This window comes from Adhaeribacter sp. (assembly GCF_057359045.1).
This window is the reverse complement of sequence record NZ_JBMQUD010000152.1, coordinates 127,780-153,613: the sequence shown is the minus strand read 5'-3', so window position 1 is coordinate 153,613 and position 25,834 is coordinate 127,780. Positions and strand designations below refer to the sequence as shown.

Here is a 25,834-nt window from a genome sequence, read left to right as displayed (position 1 = left end):
TTTACCATTAACCGAAATTGGTTTGCAACAAGCCCAGTTAGCCGCCGAACAATTAAAAAATATTACGTTTGATGCGGTTTATGCCTCGCCGCTGGAAAGGGCTTTTCGTACCGCGCAAATTGCGAGTGGCCGTGAGGATGTAAAAACCGACGAACGCTTAATAGAAGCTGATTTTGGCCTATGGGAAAGCAAAGCCAAAGAGGTATTTATTCCGGAAAACGAACAACTGTGGCAAAACTGGTGCGAAGACCCGGCCAATACCCGCGCGGGCGGAACCGGCGAATCGGCCCAGGAAATTGTAACCCGGGTAGATGATTTTTTCCAGGACTTAAGGCAGCAGTACCCCAGTGGCAACATTATGGTGGTGGCGCACAACGGCGTAAACCGCTTTTACCTGGCCTACAAGTTAGGCATGCCTTTAAAATATTACCGCCGGTTGGTGCTGGATAATTCTTCTATCACGCATTTCGGCCTGGACGAAACCGGTGAAATTTCGCTGATGCGCCTGAATAGTAAGCTGTAGTTAACTAAGAAGCTGCATCCTATTTCAATTCGAAAGAAATCAGGTGCCATTGGTGGTGTTATAACTGCCAATTCTAAAGCTTATGCCAGACCTCTTGCTGGTGAAAACACCCAGCAATGGCAGCGGTTTATTTTAATTTTTTATTGCTACACAGCTTCTTAGTAATGAAAAGTTAACCACTATGCTTCTTTGATAATATTCTGTTGGTATACCGATATAACGTATTGGATTGATAATTTACCAACACTGCTAATAATTCTGTAATCAATACCTAATATTTATTACCAGCTAACATGATTAAATATTTTAAACAGTTTACCCCAACCTTTGCCCGTCGTAATTTCCGGGTGTTGGCACTGGCCGCTATTTTTAGTAGTTCGGCGGGCCAGTTGTGGGCCCAAAAAGGCAAAGACCTCCATACCCTAAACCTGAAATCGCCGGCCGATTTACATGCTTTTTTTAAGTACACCGGTCAGGATGTGCCTTTAATCAGCGGGCACCGGGGCGGTATGGTCAAAGGTTTTCCGGAAAACAGCATTGCCACTTTCGAGAACACCCTGCGGCACACGCCGGCTTTTTTCGAGATTGATCCGCGCCTGACCAAAGACAGCGTTATTGTGCTGATGCACGATGCCACCCTGGAGCGAACTACTACCGGCAAGGGCAAAGTGTCGGATTATACCTGGGCCGAATTGCAAAAACTGAAATTAAAAGATATAGAGGGTAATATTACCGAACACCGGATTCCTACTTTAGATGAGGTAATTAAGTGGAGCAAAGGCAAAACCATTATCAACCTCGATAAAAAAGATGTGCCCTTAGCCATGACTGCCAAAAAGTTGCAAGAGCACCAGGCCGATACCTACGTAATGCTAACCGTACATAACGCGCAGCAAGCCAAATATTACTACGATCAAAACAAGAACCGTATGTTTTCCGCTTTTGTCCGGACGAAAAAAGAATTTGAGGACTTTGAGAATTCTGGCGTGCCTTGGTCGCAAATAATGGCTTACGTGGGCCCCACAAATAAACCGGAAAACAAAGAGCTCTACGATTTATTGCACGCCCGGGGCGTAAAGTGCATGATTTCGGCCGCCCCCACTTACGATAAATTAACCGATCCGGCCGCCCGTCGCAAAGCTTACCGCGAAACGTTCCAGGCCGGTGCCGATGTGCTGGAGTCGGATTTGCCTATCGAGGCCGCCGCCGCCATTCAGGATTTAATTCCGAAGAAGAGCCCAAAATTTAAATATTTCCAAAAGCCCGTTGGCGGCAAACCCGTTGGCGGCAAAGTAAAACTTTAAGCAAGGAGTTTAACAAGCGAAAAGCCTCACAGCAATGGCACTAATATTTTAGACCTTTATTCTAAAAAAGAAGAAAATAATGAAATCAAAATTTCTGTTTAGTCTGTTAATCGCACTCGTATTTACGGGGCAGGTTTTTGCCCAGAAAAAGTACGTTGCACCGGCTTTAAGTGATTCTATATCCTGGTCGATGATTCTGGTGCCCGATCCGCAGTCTTACGTAAAGTTTGAGCGCAACCAGCCTATTCTGGAACTAATGACTACCTGGATTAAGGAAAATGTAGAGCCGCTGAATATTAAAATGGTGCTTTGTACCGGCGATTTGGTAGAGCAAAACGAAATGATTAATCCCGAAGGCACCAAAGTAAACCAGCCGAGCAAATTGCAATGGGAATCAGTTTCGCGGTCGTTTAGTAAACTCGATGGCATTGTGCCTTTTATTACGGCCGCCGGTAACCACGATTACGGCTATTCCAATATCAGCTCCCGCAACACCAACTTTAATAAATATTTCCCGATTGATAAAAATTTTCAGACGCAAAAACTGGTGCGGGAAGTAACCCAAAATGCCGAAAAAATACCAACTTTAGAAAATGCTGCTTTTGAATTTACCTCGCCGCACGGCCAGAAGTTTTTGTTTCTTACCTTAGAATTTGCCCCGCGCGATACGGTTTTAGCCTGGGCTAAAGGCGTAGTAAACCTCGAAAAATACAAACAGCATAAAGTAGTGGTTTTAACCCACTCTTACATGAATGCCAAAAATGAGCATACCGTAAAAGAGAACTATTCCATAGCCGAAGGGAATTACGGCGCCGCTATCTTTCAAAAATTAGTGCAGCCGTCTAAAAATATACAGCTGGTATTTGCCGGCCATATTGGCGCGCCCGATAAACCCAAAGAGCACGTGGCTTTCCGGACCGATACCAACGCCGGCGGCAAAAAAGTGCAGCAAATGGTTTTTAATGCCCAGGCCCTGGGTGGCGGCTGGTACGGCAATGGCGGCGATGGCTGGCTGCGCATTCTGGAGTTTTTACCCGACGGCAAGACCGTAAAAGTAAGAACCTTTTCGCCATTCTTTGCCATTTCGCCTACTACGCAGCAACACGCCTGGCGCACCGCTAATTACGACGAGTTCTCGTTTGCATTGGATTAAGAAAAAGCTAAAAAACGCTTATAGCAGCTTTATAGCACATTTTTCAAACCAAAAGCGGCCGCTCTTTTTATAGCGGCCGCTTTTGGTTTAGTAGAATTTCTTAAGTAGTAGGTTAAATAAAATCCAGGTAAATTTCTTTTTCCCGGTTTACTTGCCGCTCCGTTAAAAGTGCTTCCACGTCCTGGTGAAAAGCGTGTTGCATCATTTTAATTACCTGGTACTCCGAAAGCTTTTCTTTCAGATACTGGTTTAAGGCTACCAAAACATGAACTTCTTCTGCCTGGCTGGTGGCCTTTTTAATACCCGCCAGTCCTGATGCTATGTACAGAAATTCTGGGTATCTTTTGGTGTGGGTATTAACGGTGTTGCTTATTTTTTGAAAAATAAAAGCTAAGTCCGAAATTTCTTCTTGAACCAATATAGCTGCCATGTGCTTATATGAGTTAAAATTTTAAAGTCTTTTTAAGGTGTTTTTTATTTTTACAAAATTAAAGATTGCTTTCCGATTCTGAAATACTTCGTATAGTCCAATTTAAAGATCTTGTAGTGTTCAGAAAAGAATTTTTGTTCTGAAAGCATAAAGAACAAAAAGTTAGCCAATTATTTATCCAGGATTTTTTATTTTAATATATTTAAACTCGTTAATATATTAAATAAATTATATTTATAGAAATTGCTTTAAATACAAATACAATGCCCGACCAAAAAGATAAATACAGCTTTTTCGAAAACGTTTTTGAAGTAGTAAAACTAATTCCACCGGGGCGCGTAACCTCTTACGGCGCGGTGGCGGCTTACCTGGGTAGCAAAGGTTCGGCTCGTATGGTGGGGTGGGCCCTAATTAGCTCACATAGCCAGAATAAAAATATTCCGGCTTACCGGGTAGTAAACCGACAAGGCCTGCTTACAGGTAAACAGCATTTCTCTACGCCCACAGCTATGCAGGAAAGTTTGGAGCGCGAAGGGATACAGGTAGAAAACGACCAGGTAGTAGATTTTCAGAAATTATTCTGGGATCCCGCCAAAGAGCTTTTATAAATTCAGCTATACTGCTTAATTAAGGTACATCTTACCGGCAGATAAAAATAATATTCTTCTGTTATTCTGTTTCGGACCGGATTATTTTGGCTAATTCGCCGGTAAGGTTTAAACGCGAATATTTCTGGTAATTAACCATGGGCAAATCCAGGTTAGAATTTATTTGCCAGGCTTGGCTCAGTTGGTCCAAGTAATCAACCATTAAGTCGTAGCCCGCATAATGAAATACCCGCCCGGCGCCGCATTCGTCAATAATATGGTCGGCATCGCTGTGGATGGGGCCAATGCAAATAATGGGTTTGTTGGCGGCCAAATATTCAAATATTTTACCCGGCAAAATACAGAGGTTATTTTCTACATCGGGTATGCCCATGAGCAACACCGTAGAATTTAGCAAATACTTAACCGATTCTGTATGCGGAACAAAAGCAATTTGCTCCGTTATATTTTGTAAACCGGCAGCTTGGAGCTGGCTTTTTACTTCGTCCGAAATTTTGCCCACAAACCGCAACTGGTAAGTAATAACCGGGTGCAAAGTTATTACGTGAGCCAAAGCCTTCAGAAAAGTTTGAATATTATAAATTTCGGTTAAGGTACCGGTATACGTAATTACAAATTTATGAGTAGGTGGTTCCGACGGTAAATTAAAATCTTCTTCGTCGTAGCCATTAGGAATAACTTTTATTTTATTCGCATCCAGCGAAGTAGATTTGCCCAGGAAAAGCCGTTTGGTATCGGTACTGGTTACCAACACCGCATCCGCTTTTTCTAAAACCGTTAGTTCGTATTTCTGATCTATTTTTCTGGCCCAGGCGGTATGGTTTAATTCTTTGTAATAATAAATATCGGTCCAGGGATCGCGCAAATCGGCAATCCATTTAATATTAAATTTTTTTTGCAGTTGCAGGCCAATTAATTGGGTAGAGTGGGGCGGACTACTGGTAATAATAGCTGTATACTCGCCGGTAGCCAGTAATTCTTCGCAGGCGGCTAAAGCATATTTGTTCCAGCCAATCCGGGCATCCGGAATAAATAAATTGCCGCGCAAAAACTTAAAAGCTTTCTGAACCAGGCTGCTCTTTTTTTCGTTTGCAAAACCGCCGTACGGAATTTCTTTTTTTCCGGTTAACTTTTTATAATATTCAAAAGGCTCGCTCGTCGATGTCCGTATTACGTTTACGTCGGGCGGAATATCGGCGGCCAATGAGTTATCCAGTACGGCGTAAGAAGCTTCCTTTTCCGAAACGGTTACCACCGTGGGTAAAATATTAAAGGCTGGCAGGTGTTTTACAAATTTAAGCCCACGCTGTACCCCGGCTCCGCCCGAAGGCGGCCAGTAATAAGAAATAAAAAGTACTTTAATATTTTCTTTTTCGGGAGAAGAATTCAAGCCGCTGTTGTTATAATTGTATAAAATTAGCTAACATTTTACCGGGCAATATACACAGCTTCGGGTAAAAAAGTTAAGTTGTTTTCTTAAAATTTGCGTATTTTTGAAAATCCAAAGCCATTATTAGTATATGTTTGATAATTTAAGTAATAAACTAGACCGGGCGTTTAAAACCCTGAAAGGCCAGGGCAGCATTACCGAGATTAACGTGGCCCAAACCATTAAAGAGGTGCGGCGGGCATTGGTAGATGCCGACGTTAATTACAAGGTAGCCAAATCGGTTACAGATAAAATAAAAGACGAGGCCATGGGCCGCGACGTTTTAATTGCGGTATCGCCGGGGCAGTTAATGGTTAAAATTGTGCACGAAGAGCTTACGCAGCTTATGGGCGGCGAAAAGCAGGACATTGTGCTCAAAGGAGATCCGGCAGTAATTTTAATTGCGGGTTTACAAGGTTCTGGTAAAACTACCTTTACCGGTAAGCTAGCTAACTTCCTTAAAAAACAACACCGCAATGTATTAATTGCAGCTTGCGACGTGTACCGGCCGGCCGCGATTGACCAGGTAAAAGTGTTGGCTGAGCAGGTTGGCGTAGAGGTTTACAGCGAAACCGACAACAAAAATCCGGTACAGATTGCCCAGAACGCTATTGATTACGCTAAAAAGAATAACAAAAAAGTAGTAATTATAGATACCGCCGGCCGTTTGGCAGTAGATGAGGCCATGATGCGCGAAATTGCCGAAATAAAAAATACCATTAAACCTACCGAAACCTTGTTTGTGGTTGATTCCATGACCGGTCAGGATGCGGTAAATACGGCAAAAACCTTTAACGAACGCATTAATTTCGACGGGGTAGTATTAACCAAACTCGATGGCGATAGCCGCGGGGGAGCGGCCTTGTCTATTCGGGCAGTAGTAGAAAAGCCGATTAAATTTATTAGTACCGGCGAAAAAATGGAAGCCCTCGACTTGTTTTATCCTGACCGAATGGCGCAACGGATTTTGGGTATGGGCGACGTGATATCTTTAGTAGAGCGGGCGCAACAATCCTTCGACGAAGAAGAAGCTCGCCGGATTAACCAGAAAATTCGCAAAAACCAATTTAATTTCGACGACTTCTTATCGCAACTGGAGCAGATAAAGAAAATGGGCGACATCAAAGATTTGGTGAGCATGATTCCGGGCGTTGGTAAAGCCATGAAAGACGTGGAAATAGACGAAAACGCTTTTAAACCCATCGAGGCTATTATTAAATCGATGACCAAAGAAGAGCGCGCCAACCCAGATATGATTAGCGGCAGCCGGCGCAATCGGATTGCCAAAGGCAGCGGTACTACCATTCAGCAGGTAAATAACCTCATGAAACAGTTTAATGACATGCGTAAAATGATGCGCAACATGAATAAATTTACCGGCAAAGGTGGCGCTTTAGCCAAAATGAAATCGATGGGGCGCGGTTAATATTTTGTAAATACTAGATTTAAAATAAACCAATAAAAAAGGCTGTAAATACTTACAGCCTTTTTTATTTTCTCAATGTTTAATCAATACCAAAAGTTACCTTATACGATTACTCTATAATTTTAATTACTACTTATCAGCGGTGCTAAAAAAAAATCGCTAAAAAATCAAAGCAATACAATCATTTTAGTAATCGGTGCGATCGGTTTTGGCGCTCCATTGTTCAAAAGCACGCTGGGCTTCTTCGCGCAGCATCTGGTACATGGGTATGGCGCGATTTTCGCGCGGAATGGCTAATTCATCATAAATAAACTGATCATCGAAGCCTACTTGGGCGGCATCTTGTTTGGTGTTGCCAAAATATACGGCTTTGGGCCGGGCCCAGTATATGGCTCCTAAGCACATGGGGCAGGGCTCGCAACTGGTATATAATTCGCAGTCGGCAAGTTGGTGGGTATTCAGGGCCGCACAAGCTTTCCGGATGGCATCTACCTCGGCGTGCGCCGTAGGATCGTTAGACGAGGTAACATTGTTATACCCCCGCGCAATAATTTCGCCGTTACGTACTACAACGGCCCCAAATGGTCCGCCAAAACCTGCCTCCATTTTTTCTACCGAAAGCCTGATGGCTTCCCGCATAAACTTTTCCTGTCCTTCCATGCTGTTCTTACTATAATATTTTGCCCGGAAATATACGTATAAAGCTTTACCGCTGTAGCATTTTTAGTTCGGTTTGCAGTTCTTGCACTGCTTGGTCGCAGATGACCTGGGCACGCAGAATCAAGGGCATGATCTTGTCGGTGTGGTCAGGTTTTTGGGCTAATGCCTGCAAGTCAATTAGAATGCTTTCCAGTTCCTGGTTGCCAATTAAAACTACCGACGATTTCATGCGGTGCGCCAAGGTTTTAACTTCGGGCCAGTTAGCCGCCTGTGCCATTTCTTTTAATCGACTTACGTTAGCAGGCGTTTGCTTAATAAACATATTAATAATTTCCTCAATAAATGCCGCGTCGCCCTGAGCCATGTTGCGCAAATACGCTAAATCTACATATTTTTTTTGTTCAATTGGCGGCTTTGGGTCCGGGTTTACCTGGGGCAAGGATTTTGTTTTTGGCAGCACCAGGGCTGCAATTTCCTGGAGCAAAACTTCGGCCTTAAACGGTTTAGACACGTACGCATCTGCACCTGCTTTCTGGCATTTTTCTAATTCGCCGGTAGTGGCATGGGCCGTTAAAGCAATAATAGGGGTTTTACTTTTGGGGGTTTTGCTTTTCCGGATATAGTCGGTGGCTTCGTATCCATCCATTTCCGGCATTTGCATATCCATTAATATTAAATCGTAGGTCTGCTGGTTAAAATATTCCAGCGCTTTTAATCCATTCTCGGCAATATCAATGGTAAAACCCCAGTCGGTAATTATTTTTTTTACCAGCAACTGGTTTATTTCATTGTCTTCGGCAAGTAACAAATGTAAAGAGCCCAATTCAGAGGCTTTAAGTGATACGGGTACTTCGGGTGCCGCTACCGGAATTGCGGCTGCTTTGTTAAAGGGCAACCGGAAAGCAAAAGTAGTGCCTTTGTTATGCTTACTTTCTACTTTTATGGTGCCGCCCTGTAATTCTATCAGTTGTTTAGAGATAGTAAGGCCTAAACCGGTGCCGCCAAATTTTCGGCTGGTATCGCTGCTGGCTTGGGTAAAGCTTTCGAAAATAGCGTTAAGTTTTTCTTCCGGAATGCCAATGCCACTGTCTTTTACCGTAAATTCTAACCAAATAATATCGTCTTTTTCGGAAATTACCTCGGCTAAAACTTTAATTTGGCCGTTTTGGGTAAACTTAACGGCGTTGCCAATTAAATTATTAAGTACCTGCGCTAATTTACCCGGATCGCCGCATATCATTTCGGGTACATCGGCATCAATAATTACTTTAATTTTATTATTTCTTTCCTGCGCCTGTGTTTCGAATAATTGCAAAGTTTCGCGCAAAATAACTTTGGGGTTAAAATCTGTTTCCTCAAAGTCTATTTTACCAGCATCTATTTTAGAAAAATCAAGAATATCGTTTATAATAACCAGCAGTTTATCGGCCGAGGTCTGGATAGCTTTTAAAAAGCGTTGCTGTTCGGCGTCTTGCACCATTTTCTGGAGTACACCGGTTAAACCAATAATCCCATTCATGGGCGTTCTTATTTCGTGACTGATATTGGCCAGAAACTGCTCTTTTATTTTAACCGATTTTTCAGCAATAAGCTTGGCTTTGGTTAATTCTTTTTCTATTTGTACCCGTTCGGTTATATCCTGGCCCGTAATAATTACATAGGGTTCTTTGCCGGGTTCCTGGTACAACACGTTTTGGTAAAGCAAATATTTCCTTTTATCGCTGTTAATGTTTACAAACGGAAAAATACCAGACCCTTGTTTTTTTTCTTTAATATTCTTGAGGTACTCGTTAATATTGTCGGTTTTGGAGCTATTTAAAAAGTCTAGGAAGTTGTGATTTACCAATTCTTCGGCGGGAATTCCTACCATAGCAGCGCCAGCCTTATTTACCGAAATAATTTTGCCGTCGAGCTGGTGTGTACAAATAAAACTCTGCGCGTTATCGAACAGCGTACGCAAAAGTTTTTCGCTCGAATAAAGCGCCTCTTCTATTTTTTTTCGCTCAGTTATATCGGTTAGAGTGCCTAAAGAGCCAATAACTTCGCCGCCAGGCCCTAACAACGGACTGGCACCAATTAGGAAGTGCAAAACAGCGCCTGCTTTATTGGTAAGTGATAATTCGTACTGATCAGAAATGCGCTGCTGGCGCAAATTATTTTTCTGCTCAATTATTTGGCGGTTATGTTCGTCGGGCACAAACATGTAAATTGAATTGCCCACCACCTCTTCTTTGGTGTAGCCCAGGAGTTCACAAAGCCGTTTGTTGGCAAATAAAATGGTTTGATCTAAATCTACGTGCAGTACGCCCTCGTTCATGGTTTCAATAAGCATCCGGTAGCGCTCTTCGCTTTCTTGCAGTGCGTGTTGGGTGCTTATCCGGTCTGATATATCCTGAATGGTGCCGACTACCTTTGTAACTTTACCTATTTCGTTCTGGATAGGTGTGCCGTTGGCCGTAATGTATTTAGTATTGCCTTTGGCAGAGATAATGCGATAATCTACATGGTAGGTAGTTTTAGTAGCCAGGGCATGATCAAATATTTGTTTTCGGTAGGCAAAATCATCCGGATGAATAAAGCCCAGAAACAATTCGTAGGAGGGTTCTGTATCCAGGCCTATTTCGTAGATACGGTAAATCTCTTCCGACCAGGAGAGCGTATTGTTTACAAAATCAAGCTGCCAGTTACCCAGCTTGGCCAATCTTTGTGCTTCTTTAAGCCGGGTTTCGCTTTGTTGCAAGGCTTCTTCAGCCGCTCTTCTTTCTTTTTCAGCTTCAAATACTTTTAATGCATTTCTTACACTATGCGATACACCCTCTGGTGTAAGTAAATTTTTGGAAATATAATCCGAAGCACCGTTACGGATAGCCTCAATGGCTAAGCGCTCGTCGCCTTGCGAAGTAACAATTACAATGGGGGTTATAATACCTAAATCGCGGATTTGTTTAAGTAAAGCTACGCCGTTGGTATCGGGTAAAACGTAATCGATAAACATGCAATCGTATTCCCGGCTGGAAACCAAAGCCAACGCCTGGCTACCTTTTTCGGCAGTATCGATGGAGGCAGGTATTTTGGCTTTGGCTAAAGAGCGCTGAATAGTCATTCGATCTACCTCGTCATCATCGATAATTAATAATTTAATGAGGTCTTCCGGCATTGTATTTAAATATAAGTCTAATAGTTGGCAATGTAATATAGCTTGTTATTGTATTAAACTCCTTTAATGGGTAAAATACTAAAATAGTAAGTTTTGCTAAATGATTTAAATTGAACTATACTAATTTTTGTAGTAACAAAGGGCTTAATATCTGTTAGTATGGTTTAAGAGGTAGGTCTTTCACAGAGCTTCCAGTAACTGTTTAGCGTTGACATAGATACCAAAAATTTCTCGAACGATAGGGGTTTTAAAATATAACCGGCTACGTTTAAATTATAGGCATTTAATTTATCGCTGTCTTCGTTCGAGGTGGTCATTACAAATACACTAATCCGGCGTAATTTTTCATCGTCCCGCAGCTCTTGTAAAAATTCCAGACCGTTCATTTTAGGCATGTTTATATCTAGAATAATAACGTGGGGGCGGGGTATTTGGCCAGCCCTTAACATCTCCAGTGCCTCTAATCCGTTCCGGGCAATAAACAACGGATTATTAATATTGTTTTTTCTGAAAGCCCGCTGTACATTCATAATATCTACTTCGTCATCCTCAACCAGTAGAATATTTATTAAGTTTTCTTCAGCCATATTGTAAAATTAAGGTTTTTGGATTATTTTTAAAGGCCAGCATAAAATAAAATTTGCGCCGGTAGTAATATTTTTATCTAATTCTAGGGTTCCTCCTACAAAATCTATAATTCGTTTTATTAGGGTTAAACCTGCCCCTAACAAATGAGTGTTATCTTTGCCTAAGCCAGTATAAAAAATATTAAATATTTTGTCTTGTTGTTCCGGTAATATGCCCTTGCCGTTATCAGTAATTTGCAATTGAATAAATTCAGAACTGGTTTGGGCTGTAACAATAATTTGCACATGTATGCCCGGATTGTGGTTAATCGCATTACTGAATAGCTGCTCCATAACGGTTTGTAGCTTATCGGTGTACGTAGTAATTGCAGGTAAATTAGCCGGAATAGAAAAGCTGACTGGTTCGCCGGCAAATTGTGCGGCTATATTTTCTATAAAAGGACTAAGTTCAATGGTCTCGATTTGGAGGTTCATACGGGCTACCCGCGATAAATCCAGAATGGCGCTGAGCATTTTATCTAAACGTACCGAGCGATCGCGCAGTAGTTTTAAATTATGCTGTACTTCGGCGGGTATATTTTCTCCCAAATCGTCTTCTACCCATTCGGCCAAATTATTAATAGCCCGGATAGGCGCTTTCAGGTCGTGCGATACCAGGTAAACAAAATCGTCGTATTCTTTTTTTACCTGGGCCAGCTCTTGCCGGAGTTTGGTTGTTTCATTTTCAGTCATGGGTTTTTACGGGGGCGTTATACTGGTTGTGGGTGAGGCACTGTTTGGGTCAGGGGCCAGGTAAAAATAAAAGCTGTTCCATTACCTGGGGTAGATTCTACCCATATTTGGCCGTTTTTTTCTTCAATTATTTTTTTTACAATGGCTAAACCAATGCCGGTGCTTTCGCGGGTATCGCGGGCTTCTATGGTTTGGAAAACCCCGAATATTTTTTCGTGGTACTCTGCCGGAATGCCAGGGCCATTATCCTGTACTTTAAATTTATATTGTTGGGGGTTGCCGCTAATGCTTATTTCTACCAGCCCTTCTGGATTATCGTTGTATTTAATAGCATTGCTAATCAGGTTTACCAATACCTGCTGCAACAATATTTTTTCGGTGGTTATAATGTATTCGGTAGTAGGTAAAGAAAAGGTAAAGTTTTCGGGCGGCGCAATAGACTCAATTATTTCAGCTAAAAGATCGGGTACGTTAAAAGTAGATTTTTCAATTTCTTGCCGGCCAATACGCGAGTAAGCCAAAATGCCGTTAATCAGGTTTTCCATGCGGTGTACCCGTCCCCGCATTAAAGTCAGGTTTTTCTGAATATCGGGTGTAGTTTCGCCAATATCTTCTAAAATCCATTCCGATAAATTATTCAGGGCCCGGAGTGGTGCTTTTAGGTCGTGCGATACCACATAGGCAAACTGATCTAGTTCCTGGTTCATTTTATGTAACCGGTCAAAACTTTTCTGCAACTTTATGGACATACGGTTCATATCCTCCGACAAACTGCTTAGTTCATCGTGGTGCGTATCGGTTAGCTTTACATCAAAGTTTTCACGGGAAAGGTTTTTAGCCAGGTTTTTCATCGAAACTATTCTATTATGTATAGACCGGCTGAGCAAAAATGTGGTTATAATACCGGTAGCAACGGCGGCTATAGTTAAAATAGTACCAATTAAGTCGGTGGTTTTCTGCGACTGCTTCAGTTTAGTTAACTGCGCCTGCCGGTTTGTAATTTGAGCTTTGTCAATAAGTTCCAGCGATTCCCGTATGGCGTCTATCCGTATCCTGCCCCGTTCCAGGCTGTACGAGTCGTTTAATAAGCTATTATATGCTCGTTGGGCCTGTACACTTTTGTTTACTTTTTTGCGGGCTACAATCAGGGGTTGAGCAATAGAGTCGTTCCAGAAATTAAAATTGGTTTCGATATTTTGTATTAAAACCAGATTTTCCGAATTTTGCCCTAAGTGGTTTTTTAATTTATTTAGCTCCTTGTGGTACTCGTTTAAACCTTCGTAATACGGTTCAAGAAAATTTTCTTTGCCAGACAGCAAAAAACCACGTAAGCCGGTTTGGGCATTTAAAACGGCCCGCAATAAATTATCGTTGGTTTTAATAACTTCTGAACTGTGTAAAACCTGTTCCAGGGTAAGATCGGCTTTGTTTGATTGCCGGAAATTAATAACACTAACAACAGCAAAAACAAACAAAATAAAACCAATGCTGAGATTAATTTTGGTAATGAGCTTCATGAAAATATGCGCAAATTTGGCTAAGGCTAAAGGTAAGTATTATTTTTACCTTTAAACTGCCTTCCGGAGAGAATAGTTATTTTTTAATATTTAAAATACAGGTAAATTGCTACTTTAAACTTAAAGTAAAATTACAATAATAAACGCATTAAAGAACCTAAACCGCCATAAAGAGGCAAGCATCTGCGGGAAGTTAATAATTAAATTTATTAGAATTTTTAAACAATCAGTAAACTTTATACGGCTGCGGCAGTTTAACCCTTAGCCTGTGTAAAATTAAATATTAAAATATATGCAGGAAGGAGCAGATATACTTGGTCGTGCTTTACGGGATTATTTAAATGGCGAAGAAGTGCCGCCTATTAAAGTGTATTCGGATATTGCCGAACCGGATGATTTAATTGTAAGTTATTTTTTCCGGGAGTACGACCAGATGCCCGAACTGGAAAAACTGGCCTTAGACCAATGTAGGGGTAAAATAGCCGATTTAGGGGCAGGAGCCGGTAGTCATGCTTTGGCGTTGCAAAATAAAGGTTTTAACGTAACTGCCTATGATATTTCGGGCGGGGCTTGCGCCGTAATGCAGCAGCGCGGTATAAAACAGGTAAAAAAAGGCAATGCGTTGCACCTGGGTACCGAGCGTTATGACACCATACTGATGTTGATGAATGGCTTGGGCTTGGTAAATAATATTGATGGATTAACTTATTTTTTAAATCATATTAAGCAAAACCTTGATCCGGGCGGACAAATTATTACCGATTCATCAGATATAACTTACATGTATTACGATGAGGAAGGCGCATTGCATATAGATTTAAATGCCGAGTACCACGGAGTAGTTACGTACCAAATGGCTTATAAGAAAGTAAAGGGTGCACCATTTAACTGGCTGTTTATAGATTTTCCGGTTTTGGCCGATTATGCGGCCCAAGCAGGTTTTAATTGCGAGTTATTAGCTGAAGGAGATAATTATAATTATCTGGCTAAACTTACCCTAATTAATTAAATGCATTGGGGCATTGTTTAGTAGTTTAAAGGTAAAATATTGGTTTTAAAGCTATATATAAGCTTTATACTTTATAATAGAAAAGAAAAAATTTAAGAAATAAGCTGTAGCCTTATTAGCACTCAGCTTGATAAATTATAATTAATATTTACTGTGCTGCTGGCCACAAGGCAGCAAAAATTTATGTGCAAAAATTTAGAATGGCAGCCAATAGTCGAGGAGCTTCTGCAACATACTGCAGAAGCAACTTTGATATTTGATCCGTTTTTTAAGATAGTAGGTGTAAACGATATATTTTGCAAATTAATTGGCCAGGAAAAAAACACCATTATTAACCAAACCGTAGAGGCTTTTTTTCCGGGCTTGGTTATCTATGACCCAGCTGCTACTCCCGCCAAATCTGCCGGTGAAAAAATATACCATACCATTGGCGTAAGTAATTACGAAGTAAAACTGAAGCAAATTTTTTCGGATTCCCGGCAAATACAAGCAGGTTTTATACAGCTTGTGCCGGTAAACCAAGAAATAGCAGGTATTTGGCAGCCCGCCTTGTTAAACCATTTACTCGAGCAGGCAACTTCTGGTTTAGCGGTTTTCGACCCCAGCGGTGCTGTTTTGTACACCAATAGCTTAATGTTAACTTATTTGGGCCTAAACCCTAGTCAAACCCCAATGGGTAAAAGCTTAGCCAGTTTGTTGCCGGCTGCAAATAAACCCGAATTAGTAGCTGGTATAAAAAAAGCCATCAAAGGAAAATATGTAGTATTACCAAAATTAAATTTCTTAAATGATAATAATTTTTTTCGGGTAAAGTTTGAGCCTTTGCTAAGCCAAAACCACCAGCTAACCGGCGGTATTATGGTATGGCAAGATATTACCGCCTTAGAACCACCAACCAACCAACCCGAACCCATGGGTTTACCAGTAATTGTAAACGCAGAATCATTGCTTACCATTTGGATAACCCAAATAGAAGAACGAAAAAGAATTGCCAGTAAAATTCACAATAGTTTAGGCCAGATACTCTATGGCTTTAAAATGGAGTTTCTCAAAAGGGGGAAAGTTTTGCCCGAAAAATCAAGAATATTTTTGACCAACTTAATAACCGAAGCCATAAACGAGACCAAATTTATTTCTTTTGAGCTCATGCCGGCTATGCTGGAGGATTTTGGCCTGGAGGCAACCTTGGAGGAACTGGTAAACAAACAAAGAAATGCCAAGCTTAAACTTTCTTATTTTGTAAGTGGCCTTACTGACCGTTTAGACCCAAACCTCGAAATAATAATTTTTAGTGTAATTCAGGAACTTACCAACAACGTTATAAAACACGCCAATGCTACCAAAGCCCGTATTTACCTGGAGCTGGAAAATGATATTGTAACCATAAAGGTTATTGATAACGGTAAGGGCTTTGAAAAAGGAAAGTTAATTTATGCATTAAAAAGTACCGGCTTACGCAATATTAAAAATAGTTTAAAATTGTTTAACGGACAAATAAAAATTAGTAGTCAGATAGGTAAGGGATCTTTGGTTACGGTACAAATTCCGTTACAGCCAAATGTAAAACCAATGCTCACGAAAGTAAAAAAGTAATTAAGCTGTCATAGATTTTTCGGACCGTAAGTCCATCAATTCGTCCAGGCCCAGCACCTTAAAAACGTACCGCACCTGTTCACTCATGTTAAACAAGAAAAAACTGATTTGGCGGTCGTTTATTTCCTGGAAGCGGGAAATAAATACCCCCAATCCCCGCGACGAGATATACTTTAACTCTTTACAGTCGATTTGAATTTGTTCCGGCTCCATTTTAACCACCTCATCCAAAATTTTTTCTACCGTTTCTGCTGTGCTGGCGTCTAACTCACCCCGGAGTTTTATAATATATTTTTCGCCGACCTTTTGTGTTAATATTTCCATGATTATCGTACATTAGGTTCAAAATAAATAAACCTTAGCATTGGTAAAGTATTCAGAAAAGCCTCACCAGAACCGATATAAAGTTACAGCTTTATATTTAAATATTTATTAGGCTAATATACCTAAAATTAACGAGTATTAATACTCATGTTCCTGATTTACAGTATTATTAATCATAAATTAATATTAAACATTAGCGTTAATCAGAAAAGAAAAGTTAAATACGGGTAATTTGAATTTTAGAGAAATTGCTTAGTATTGTACTGCCAAACACCATTTAATTAACACTGCCCTTTATACAGTATGATTAGAATTATTCTGGTTGATGATCACCGGATTATCCGGAGTGGTTTACGCTCCCTTTTAGAAGATGAACCCAGTATAAACATTGTGGGAGAAGCCGAAAGTGGGCTTCAATTGATTTCGTTACTCGAAACCACCCCCGTAGACGTAGTTTTAATGGATATTAAAATGCCTGATATGGACGGCTTTGATGCCACCCAACACGTGGTGCAGAATTTTAATTCGGTTAAAATTTTGGCTTTGTCGATGTTTGAAAATGAAAACTATATTAATAAAATGATGGAGCTGGGAGCACAGGGGTATATTCTTAAAAATATTACCCGCGAAGAGCTCATTCACGCCATCCGGATGATTGCCAATGGCAAACACTATATCTCCGCCGAAATAACCTTAAACCTTTTAAAGAAAAAAAACGGCTCTTCTTCTGAAACGCCTAATGGCCTTTTAAAAGAAGAGCCGGAAGTAGTAGAACTCTCCAAAAGAGAGCTGGAGGTACTTAAACTAATTACCGAAGGCCTAACTAACGCCGAGATTGCCGATAAACTTTTTACCAGCAAGCGCACCATCGACTCGCACCGCCAACGCATTATTGAAAAAACCCAGGCCAAAAACACCGCTGCGTTGGTAAAATATGCTATTAGCCGCGGTATTATTAGTTAAGAATATCTTAGCAAGGTTTGATTATTCTTCCTTAAGGGCATGACGGATTTTGGTCATGCCTATGGCTAACACTTTAAATAATACGAGTAAAAAGGCAAGAGAAAGCCCTGCTAAAACTCCTTTCAGTATCAACTGGGGCAATGTACCCGATTTAGATTCACCAAAAGCGACAAAAGGACTAATAATTTCTATTTCTGAATTTATGTATAATAATTTTTCTATTTTAAGTTGCTGTTCAAAAAAGCGTAAATCTTCCCTGTAAACATCAATTGGATTCGTTCCTTTGTCATCGAGAATAACGTTATTGGTTCCAGAACGTCCGCTTGCTTGGTTACGGTAACTTAAAGAAATATTTCGTTTAAGAGTATCTAAGTTGCCCGATTCTTTGATTAATTTATCCCGGCGAATTTTTAGATTTGCTCTTTCAATTTCTATCCGTTTCTTTAAATATTTATTTTCTTTTAAATAATTTACCATAACCGTATCCAATCCTTTCAGGGCAGTTGTATCATAAATCTGAACTGTTAACTGAAAAGTAGTATCCTGGTTATTTAAAATTAAAGAATCCAGGTGCTTTTTGTTTCCTTCATTTTCTTTATAGTTATCTATTAAAAACTGCATACTAGGTGAAATAAGCGGATTGATTTCAAACCCCTTAATACCTTTAGCCTGTTTTTCCGGAATAGTTAAAACACGGGAGAGTACTTTATAATTATTTTCCTGACAAAGTAAGTTTAAATTCTCAATCGAGTTTTTTATTAATTGACCCCGGTAGTAAACCGAGCCCAATGTCATATTAGATTCATAGAAAGGCGTAGACCGGTAATAAGATAGTACACCTAATATACCTCCCAGAATAGTTAAAATTAATATTATTTTTATATTAGATAAAGCAGTATCTATAAATAGAAAGAGAATCTTAAAAAAGCCTTTAATCAGATAACTTAACCCTTTAAGTATAGAATTTAAAAGCTTACTTATATCTATTTCGTCTTCAGAAGAAGTTTTATTATTTAATCGATTATTCTCTTGGCTCATATTTAAAAATGCTGAATGGGCAAAATTAATAATTTTTATCCTTAAAATTTTATAATTTTGTGTGCGTAAAACTAAATTTTAATTTTAAAAATCTATAAGTGGGTTACAGCTCTTTTGAGTTATAAAACATTTAAATTTAAATAAGTATTAAATTTAGTATAAATAATTAATTCTTAATGGTTAAGGTATTACATCAATATTTACAAAAAGATTTTGTAAAAAATTTTTTCATATATACAATTGGTGCTGTTTTTCTCAAAGGTGTTTCCTTTCTGTTTATCCCAATTTATACTAAAGTACTTACTCCTGAAGAGTTTGGGCAATTAGAACTAATTACCACTATAACTACCGTACTAAGTATTTTACTTTCTTATGGTTTGCCACAGCTGGTTTTTGTTGAGTATTACCATCTGGAAAAGGAAGAAAAATTAAATTATATTAATAAAATTATTTCTATATACTTTATAGCTGCAACACCCGTTTTTACGCTCTTATATATTGGGTTATTAAATTTAGAGTTATTCGAAATTAAAGATAATAAACTGTTTTTTATCTCATTAGCTTTGCTTTCATCGTATTTTTTGTTTTTTCAAACAATATTTTTTTCTGTTTTACAGTTAGAGAAACAAGCCTTAAAATTAACTAAATTTAAAGTAGTAGCTGGAATAGGAGTGGCCCTGTTAAATATCTTATTGGTATATTATCTGCAATATGGTGTAATCGGGATATTATTTACAAACTTCATAGTTTTGATACTTAGTTTGGTTATTGCGTATCCGAAGTTTAAACATGAGCCTAAAATTAAATTAATTAACCAGGATTTGCGTAAAAATGAGATTTACGCAAAAATAAAAAAGGGTTTTCCATACATTCTATCTTCTTTATCTTTTTGGATGATCGCCGGAATAGATAGATGGATAATTTTATATTTCTTAAGTCAGCACGAAGTAGGCATATATTCAGTAGCATATAAATTTGCAGTTGTATATGAACCATTATTAATTGGTCCAATTTTAAGTATTTATAGCCCATATATTTTTGAAAGATTTAAAAATAACAACTTAGAACAAAAGCCCTTGCTTGTAATTGGTGCTACCATTTTAATATTTATGTTTTTAGCCATAATAAGCTATTTTGTAGCATTTAAAATGATTAACACTTCTTTTCATGAATCATTGTATCTGATACCTATTATGGTAACCGGATTTGCATTTATTCTTTTAGCACAGTTATTTGGTTCTTTAATGGTATTCTTTAATAAATCAAAACTGTTAATCCAAAATGTATTTGTATCATCTTTGATTAATATTTTAGCGAATATAATTTTAATAAAACACTTTGGCTTATTAGGCGCAGCTATTGCTTTTGTATTAAGCAATTTAGGTTGGTTTATCTTAACATTTATTTTCAATAAAAGAATCAAGAAGCAGCTTCTTTTTGGCATAAATTCAACAGAACAGGTGGGTATAAGTGTTTCTAGGTAGAAATAAAAATAGTGTTTATAATATTGGCTATACGTAGGCCTATTTTAACACTTTATTATTTAAAAATTAGAAGTTAAATTATAGGTTGCCACTAATAATATTATTATTTGGGAGCTTTTACTAAATTGGCTTACTAGTTTAAATTTGTTTTATTTTAATACTTCTTGTTATAGTTTAGTAAATACTCGATGACTAATTCAAAATTAAAAGATTTTATTTTACGTGTTTCAAATAGGAGCTTTGTAAAAAGGCTGCCTGCTTTTTATGAAGAATTTAGCCGCTTTAAGAATTTATCATCTAGTAATAAAAGATTTAGTATTAATTCGAGCGATATTTATCCTTGTATGGAGGATAGAACTACCCAAACAGGTTTTGATAGACATTATATCTATCATCCCGCCTGGGCTGCACGTATTTTACAAAAAACAAAACCGGAATTTCATATAGATATTTCATCTACTCTAACTTTTTGTACAATAGTTTCTGCATTTATCCCGGTTAAGTTTTACGATTACAGGCCAGCCCAGTTAAATCTATCAAATCTTAATTCTTTACCAGGAGACTTGATGTCTTTGCCCTTTCCAGATGAAAGTGTTACTTCTTTATCTTGTATGCACGTTATTGAGCATATAGGTCTGGGTCGATATGGAGATCCCTTAGATCCGGATGGCGATTTAAAGTCTATCAAAGAACTTATTAGGGTTTTAAGCAAAGGAGGAAATTTGCTTTTTGTAACGCCAATTGGGGGCAAAGCTAAAATTATGTTTAATGCACATCGTATTTATACTTACTCATATATTCTAGAATATTTCAAAGAATTAAAATTAGAGCAGTTTGCCTTGGTGCCAGATAATCCTGAGGATGGAGGATTAATTGTGAATGCTTCGCAGGAGATGGCTGATGCGCAGGTTTATGGATGTGGTTGTTTTTGGTTTACAAAAGAAAGCTAAAAGCATTACAATGGCTATTGAAACTAAACTAACTAGTATAAATAAAATTTTAAAGCAGGTTGGGATTGAAGTTCTAAAGACCAAAGAATTGGTACTTCAGAAAACTTATATAGAATTTCTGGAAAATATCTCTTTAAATTCATCTTCTGAGAACGGGCTCTATCCTGACAAAGAGACAGAAGTTGATGTTAACTTTATAATATTTTCTAAAGATAGAGCCATTCAGTTATTTGCTTTATTAAAAAGTTTTTACACGAATGTGTCGCTACCTGGTAGCATACATGTTCTTTACCATGCTTCAAATTTACAACATGAGCACGCTTATAAACAGGTAATAGAGCTGTTTTCTGGTTATGACATTTTTTTTGTAAAAGAAAATAATTTCAGGTTTGATTTACTTAATATAGTTAACAGTTTAATTGTTTCAAAAGTTATATTTCTGGTTGATGATATTATTTTTACTGAACCTTTAGAATTAAAAGAATTTATTAATATAGATACCCAAAGGTTTGTAGCATCTTTAAGATTAGGAGACCATTTGAATTTCAGTTATACGATGCAGCAGCCCCAACCTTTGCCTGCATTTATAAAGAAGGAGGGTATAGAATATCAAGATAAAATTATTTGGGAGTGGCACAAAGGAGCCTTTGACTGGAACTATCCATTATCGGTTGATGGCCATTTATTTTCGGTGCATGAAATAAAATGTATGCTGCCTCTTCTAGATTTTAAGGCACCAAATTCATTAGAAGAGGCAATGCAATTATTTAAACCACTTTATTTAAAAAGGTTAGGAATTGCCTATAAAAAAGCTAAGATTGTAAATGTGCCTTGTAATAAAGTACAAGACGAGAACGATAATATTTCAGAAGAAGTAACAGTTGAATTTTTACTTGAGAAATGGCAAAATGGTTATCAGATAGATTATGCAAAATTTTTACATTTCAAAAACATTAGTGCTCACCAATACATCCCCTTTGCGTTTACCCTAAGATCTGATTATACTTCAAAAAAAGTCTAAATTTTGTAATAATTTATTGAAAGAAATATTAGCTGAATCTACATAAGTATTTTTATTTATACTTTTCAGCTTTAAAATTTTTAAAAAGTCTTATTTAATAAAGTATGGATAATAATAAGCTTATAAATAAAATTAGTATAATTTTAGATAAGTTTCTTCCAGCATTAAATAATTTTGTTCCTATTGATAACCATGTAAATGTTCTTCATTTCAAAGAATATTTTCCGTTTCAATACGTTCAGACTGATTATTTACCTACAAAAATAAGAAACTCTTTTAATACTTATAATGCTGTTAGTCAGGTTGAATATTTTTACAAGTTTAGTGGTAATTGTATAATTGAACCTATTTATGGTTGGATAATTTTACCTGGTAATAGATATTTATCTTCTTCTCTGCCGTATCAGGTTTTCCCAAAACCCTCTGGATTCAAACTTAAATTTGGTATTAGCAAAAAACAAAAGATTGATTCTGTTATCTCTATTCGTTATGGCGTTGGAAATTATTGGCACTTCTTTAATGATATTCTGGGACAATTTTTATTAGTTCAACAACAAGGTTTAGATCAGGATATTCCGGTGTTAGCGCCTAAAAGATTACTAAAATTTGCTTACGTTAGGGAGTTTTTTGAAAGAACTCAGTTACTTAAGCAGAGAAGGTGGATTTTTCAGGAAGAAGATGAAATAATTGAAACACAAGAAGTTTATTTAGTTAAAAATACCCCAAATACAAAAGATACTTTTTTAGGTATACGGAATTTATTAAATATAAATGAGTTAAAAGAAGAAAATAAAAATCGTGTTTTTTTAGTACGGGGAAGAAATAGGGGAAGACGATTAACTAACCAAAATGAGATTGAAGATATTGTAAAAAAATATAGTTATAAGATAATAGATACGGATCAGCTTAATTTAAAAGAACAAATCAGCGTATTTAAAGATGCAAGTATAATTTTAGGTATTCACGGAGCCGGATTAAGTAACTTAATATTCCGGACCGAGCATAATACCCAGTTAATTGAAATTTTCCCGGCTAATTTAATTCCGCCGCACTATTTTTGGCTTTGTCATGAACTTGGCTTTAAATACGATGCCATTTTGGGCAGTGAACAAAGCAAATCAGGCTTATTTTCTTTATCGGCCGAAGAGTTAGACGCAAAACTGGCATTTATTCACCGGTAAATTAGTAATAATTATGCACACTCCTCTGGTTACGGTAGTAATGCCTGTTTTTAACGGTCAGGAATATTTAGCTGAAGCAATTACAAGTGTTTTGAGTCAGACATATGAGAACTTTGAGTTATTAATAATTGATGACGGATCTACTGATAATAGCTTTGCAATAATTCAAAACTTTAAAGATGCGCGTATTCGAATTGTGCAAAACGAAAAGAATTTAGGTCTGGTAAAAACCAGAAATAGGGGTTTACAAGAAGCAAAAGGAGATTACATTGCCATGTTAGACTGTGATGACGTGGCCTTGCCACAAAGATTAGCATTGCAGGTAAATTTTTTAGACAGAAATCCTGATTATGGTTTAGTTGCATCGCAAGTTATAGTAATCAATGAATCAGGACAAGAAAAACTTATAAAATACACAGCCAAATCTCAATATATTTCTTCTATTCTATTTTTTAATAATTACCTGGCGCAATCTTCGGTAATGATAAGGTCCATTTTAACCAAGGTTGCCCAATACCGGCCAGAGTGCCCCATGGCTGAAGATTACGACCTTTGGGTAAGACTTTCCAGAGTAACTAAAATCAAGATCATTCAAGTACCTCTCGTTAAATACAGACTTCATGCAAATAATATTACCAGGAAAAAGGCCGAAGAAGAGGCAAATGCAATTAAGGCTATACTAATACAACAGTTAAAATTGCTAAATATTAAATATACCTTATCTGAGTTGGAGCTGCATTATGATATTGCTACTTATAAAGTAAAAAGAAGTAAAAAGTTTGTAGAGGATAGCGCAATCTGGTTAAAAAAAGTATACAGAGCAAACTTAAATACTCATGTATATCCAATTGAAGCCTTTGGAAGTGTAATAGTAGAACGGTATGGCTTTATATGTGGCAATTCTGGATTAGGGCTCTGGGCTTTTTTAAGGTTTTTAGCCTTTCCTTTATTAAAATTTATTAGTTTTAATATTTCTGAAATACCTAAAGTACTTTTCAGAACAATACGGGGCTATAAAAAATAGTTCGCTCTAATATCCATGTTTAGCTTATCTAGTCAACTCTGCGTCTGAATATGAAAATTAAGTTCTATTTTATTATTTTAAGTTTTCTGATTTTAAATACATATGGGGCATTTGCTCAGTTTTTGCAGCAAGAATTTGTTATAGGTACTTATCTTGATCCTACTTTAACTAATAACCGAAACAGAAAAGCTGATTCTTTAGCCTTAGTAGTGGCAAAACAAGCTGGGTTTAATTTACTTACCGGTTACCGTGATGATAATTATAACAAAGTAGACCGGAGTGAAGAAGAAATAAAGTACCAATTAGATTTAGCTACCCAAGTGGGTTTAAAAATGATTGTGGCCGACGATCGTTTTTTCCATTTAAAACCCTTTAACCAGCTATATTCTGAGTCTGTAAAAAAGTTTTATTTAGAATTAGACGAAAAATATAGAAATACGATTTATGGATATCGTTTAATGGATGAGCCTACTGTATCAGATACAGCTTGGATTTTACCTTGGGTAAGATTTTTTAACAAAATAGAACCTCAGAAAATTTCATATGTTAACTTGCTTCCGGTATATGGCTTTGAGAACCCAGCAAAATACGATGAATATTTAAAAATATATCTATCTGATCTAATTTCTCCTAATAATCAGTTGGGAGTTGTATCATACGATTTTTACCCATTTTTAAAGAACAGCGTTAGATCAGATTATTTTTATAACTTAGAGCAAATGCGGAAATATGCCAATGGTAGGCCTATTTGGTATTATCCAAATATTTCTAAACACTTAGAGTACATTGAGCCCGAAGAAAGTCACTTAAAATTTGAATCTTTTTGCCCTTTGGCTTATGGGGCTAAAGGCATTATTTATTTTACTTATGAATCGGTAACAAAACAAAGCCCATTCAATTATTCTGAAGCACTAATTAGTCGCCAGGGTTTACCAACTAAGAAGTACCATATAGTTAAACAAATAAATTCTTTTCTAAAAAATGTTGCCGGGCCAGCTATTTTTAAAGGTAATTACATTGGGACATACCATGTGAGTAATACCCCAGGTTTTAACCAGAATCCTGGTTACCAGTTGTTAAATCCTGATTCACCTATTCTATCCCACATTTCTAACAATAATATTTTAACAGGTCTTTTCCAGGATAGAACAGATAAATCTAAATTTTATATTTTTCTTATTAATAAAGGTTTATCTCCCATTATAGATATAGATATTTATTTTAAAGGAATGGGACCGGCTACACTTAAGAAGTTCTCTTCAGATTTTAAAGATAATCCTTTACAAAGTGAAAGCTTAAGCGTAACTTATTTAAGTAAGCTAGATAAAGCTACCACAAATATAGCAAGAATGGAAGGTGGTGGTCTGGTAGTTTTAGAGGCTATTTTCCCGGCTAATCAATTAACCGCATCAAGTGCTATTGTAAATAAAGGATTAAACGAAACCAGTATCATTAAGGCCTATCCTAATCCGGCAAAAGGCAAAACCCTGATTAGGTATAATTTAACCCAACCCGGACCAGTAAAAATAATCTTGTCAAACGTGCTGGGTCAAGAAATCCAAACTCTGGTAGATGATGTTAAAGACGTAAGAGGAGAATATTTTGTTAACTTGCACACTTCAAGTTTAGCCGTTGGCGTTTACAACTGTGTTATGTTTACTAAAGACGGTAAACAAATAATAAAAATAATGAAAGTGCCCGACTGAATGTCCTGGTTTGTG

General features: G+C 37.6%; 23 protein-coding genes. 14 read left to right on the top strand and 9 right to left on the bottom strand.

Going from position 1 to position 25,834, the window contains the following annotated elements; translation table 11 throughout:
- The 3 genes from ACO1R6_RS23790 to ACO1R6_RS23780 all read left to right on the top strand — a co-directional run.
- On the top strand, nt 1-523 hold a 523-nt coding region (locus ACO1R6_RS23790), incomplete at its 5' end, for a histidine phosphatase family protein (protein ID WP_486268086.1).
- Between the two features lie 293 nt (nt 524-816).
- A complete protein-coding gene (locus ACO1R6_RS23785) occupies nt 817-1,827 on the top strand; it encodes a glycerophosphodiester phosphodiesterase family protein (protein WP_486268084.1) in 1,011 nt (336 codons plus the stop codon).
- 79 nt (nt 1,828-1,906) lie between these two features.
- Nucleotides 1,907-2,980: a metallophosphoesterase gene (locus tag ACO1R6_RS23780; protein ID WP_486268082.1), complete on the top strand. Its 1,074-nt coding sequence runs from the start codon at nt 1,907-1,909 to the stop codon at nt 2,978-2,980.
- Nucleotides 2,981-3,092: 112 nt separating this feature from the next.
- Here ACO1R6_RS23780 and ACO1R6_RS23775 read toward each other — a convergent pair whose 3' ends face one another.
- Nucleotides 3,093-3,410: a hypothetical protein gene (locus ACO1R6_RS23775; protein ID WP_486268080.1), complete on the bottom strand. Its 318-nt coding sequence runs from the start codon at nt 3,408-3,410 to the stop codon at nt 3,093-3,095.
- A 263-nt stretch (nt 3,411-3,673) separates the two neighbouring features.
- Here ACO1R6_RS23775 and ACO1R6_RS23770 point away from each other — a divergent pair, with 263 nt between their 5' ends.
- Nucleotides 3,674-4,018 (top strand): MGMT family protein, encoded by a 345-nt coding sequence (locus ACO1R6_RS23770; RefSeq protein WP_486268078.1) that lies wholly within the window; start codon nt 3,674-3,676, stop codon nt 4,016-4,018.
- Between the two features lie 61 nt (nt 4,019-4,079).
- Here the strand turns inward: ACO1R6_RS23770 and ACO1R6_RS23765 are convergent, their stop codons facing one another.
- Nucleotides 4,080-5,408, bottom strand: coding sequence for a glycosyltransferase family 4 protein (locus ACO1R6_RS23765; RefSeq protein WP_486268076.1), 1,329 nt, complete (start codon nt 5,406-5,408; stop codon nt 4,080-4,082).
- A 130-nt stretch (nt 5,409-5,538) separates the two neighbouring features.
- Here ACO1R6_RS23765 and ffh point away from each other — a divergent pair, with 130 nt between their 5' ends.
- On the top strand, nt 5,539-6,873 hold the full coding sequence (gene ffh, locus ACO1R6_RS23760) for a signal recognition particle protein (protein ID WP_486268074.1): 1,335 nt from the start codon (nt 5,539-5,541) through the stop codon (nt 6,871-6,873).
- Between the two features lie 186 nt (nt 6,874-7,059).
- On the opposite strand, the gene ACO1R6_RS23755 is transcribed toward ffh, so the two are convergent.
- The 5 genes from ACO1R6_RS23755 to ACO1R6_RS23735 form a co-directional block, all read right to left on the bottom strand.
- On the bottom strand, nt 7,060-7,533 hold the full coding sequence (locus ACO1R6_RS23755) for a nucleoside deaminase (RefSeq protein WP_486268072.1): 474 nt from the start codon (nt 7,531-7,533) through the stop codon (nt 7,060-7,062).
- Nucleotides 7,534-7,579: 46 nt separating this feature from the next.
- The gene (locus tag ACO1R6_RS23750; RefSeq protein ID WP_486268070.1) at nt 7,580-10,690 is read right to left on the bottom strand and encodes a response regulator; all 3,111 of its coding nucleotides are present in this window, start codon (nt 10,688-10,690) and stop codon (nt 7,580-7,582) included.
- Nucleotides 10,691-10,854: 164 nt separating this feature from the next.
- Nucleotides 10,855-11,277, bottom strand: a complete 423-nt coding sequence (locus tag ACO1R6_RS23745) for a response regulator (protein ID WP_486268068.1) — start codon at nt 11,275-11,277, stop codon at nt 10,855-10,857.
- Between the two features lie 9 nt (nt 11,278-11,286).
- Nucleotides 11,287-12,009 (bottom strand): sensor histidine kinase, encoded by a 723-nt coding sequence (locus tag ACO1R6_RS23740; RefSeq protein WP_486268066.1) that lies wholly within the window; start codon nt 12,007-12,009, stop codon nt 11,287-11,289.
- A 17-nt stretch (nt 12,010-12,026) separates the two neighbouring features.
- Nucleotides 12,027-13,526, bottom strand: a complete 1,500-nt coding sequence (locus ACO1R6_RS23735; RefSeq protein WP_486268064.1) for an ATP-binding protein — start codon at nt 13,524-13,526, stop codon at nt 12,027-12,029.
- Nucleotides 13,527-13,818: 292 nt separating this feature from the next.
- On the opposite strand from ACO1R6_RS23735, the gene ACO1R6_RS23730 reads away from it, so the two are divergent.
- Nucleotides 13,819-14,535: a class I SAM-dependent methyltransferase gene (locus ACO1R6_RS23730; protein ID WP_486268062.1), complete on the top strand. Its 717-nt coding sequence runs from the start codon at nt 13,819-13,821 to the stop codon at nt 14,533-14,535.
- A 183-nt stretch (nt 14,536-14,718) separates the two neighbouring features.
- Nucleotides 14,719-16,128: a sensor histidine kinase gene (locus ACO1R6_RS23725; RefSeq protein WP_486268060.1), complete on the top strand. Its 1,410-nt coding sequence runs from the start codon at nt 14,719-14,721 to the stop codon at nt 16,126-16,128.
- On the opposite strand, the gene ACO1R6_RS23720 is transcribed toward ACO1R6_RS23725, so the two are convergent.
- Nucleotides 16,129-16,452: an STAS domain-containing protein gene (locus ACO1R6_RS23720; protein WP_486268058.1), complete on the bottom strand. Its 324-nt coding sequence runs from the start codon at nt 16,450-16,452 to the stop codon at nt 16,129-16,131. It abuts the gene before it with no gap.
- 303 nt (nt 16,453-16,755) lie between these two features.
- Here ACO1R6_RS23720 and ACO1R6_RS23715 point away from each other — a divergent pair, with 303 nt between their 5' ends.
- Complete coding sequence (locus ACO1R6_RS23715) at nt 16,756-17,415, top strand: response regulator transcription factor (protein ID WP_486268056.1); 660 nt, start codon at nt 16,756-16,758, stop codon at nt 17,413-17,415.
- 21 nt (nt 17,416-17,436) lie between these two features.
- On the opposite strand, the gene ACO1R6_RS23710 is transcribed toward ACO1R6_RS23715, so the two are convergent.
- Complete coding sequence (locus ACO1R6_RS23710; protein WP_486268054.1) at nt 17,437-18,453, bottom strand: hypothetical protein; 1,017 nt, start codon at nt 18,451-18,453, stop codon at nt 17,437-17,439.
- Between the two features lie 176 nt (nt 18,454-18,629).
- On the opposite strand from ACO1R6_RS23710, the gene ACO1R6_RS23705 reads away from it, so the two are divergent.
- The 6 genes from ACO1R6_RS23705 to ACO1R6_RS23680 all read left to right on the top strand — a co-directional run bounded on the left by ACO1R6_RS23705 (nt 18,630) and on the right by ACO1R6_RS23680 (nt 25,819).
- Entirely contained in the window at nt 18,630-19,937 is a 1,308-nt protein-coding gene (locus tag ACO1R6_RS23705) for a lipopolysaccharide biosynthesis protein (RefSeq protein ID WP_486268052.1), read from the top strand.
- A gap of 188 nt (nt 19,938-20,125) precedes the next feature.
- Nucleotides 20,126-20,887 carry a DUF268 domain-containing protein gene (locus ACO1R6_RS23700; RefSeq protein ID WP_486268050.1) on the top strand — a complete coding sequence of 254 codons (762 nt, stop codon included), beginning with the start codon at nt 20,126-20,128 and terminating at the stop codon, nt 20,885-20,887.
- On the top strand, nt 20,850-21,908 hold the full coding sequence (locus ACO1R6_RS23695; RefSeq protein ID WP_486268048.1) for a hypothetical protein: 1,059 nt from the start codon (nt 20,850-20,852) through the stop codon (nt 21,906-21,908). The genes ACO1R6_RS23700 and ACO1R6_RS23695 overlap by 38 nt, the downstream gene beginning before the upstream one ends.
- Nucleotides 21,909-22,012: 104 nt before the next feature.
- Nucleotides 22,013-23,089, top strand: coding sequence for a glycosyltransferase family 61 protein (locus ACO1R6_RS23690; protein WP_486268046.1), 1,077 nt, complete (start codon nt 22,013-22,015; stop codon nt 23,087-23,089).
- A gap of 13 nt (nt 23,090-23,102) precedes the next feature.
- Nucleotides 23,103-24,113: a glycosyltransferase family 2 protein gene (locus ACO1R6_RS23685; protein ID WP_486268044.1), complete on the top strand. Its 1,011-nt coding sequence runs from the start codon at nt 23,103-23,105 to the stop codon at nt 24,111-24,113.
- A gap of 50 nt (nt 24,114-24,163) precedes the next feature.
- Nucleotides 24,164-25,819, top strand: coding sequence for a T9SS type A sorting domain-containing protein (locus ACO1R6_RS23680; RefSeq protein WP_486268042.1), 1,656 nt, complete (start codon nt 24,164-24,166; stop codon nt 25,817-25,819).
- The last annotated feature ends 15 nt before the right edge of the window (nt 25,820-25,834 follow it).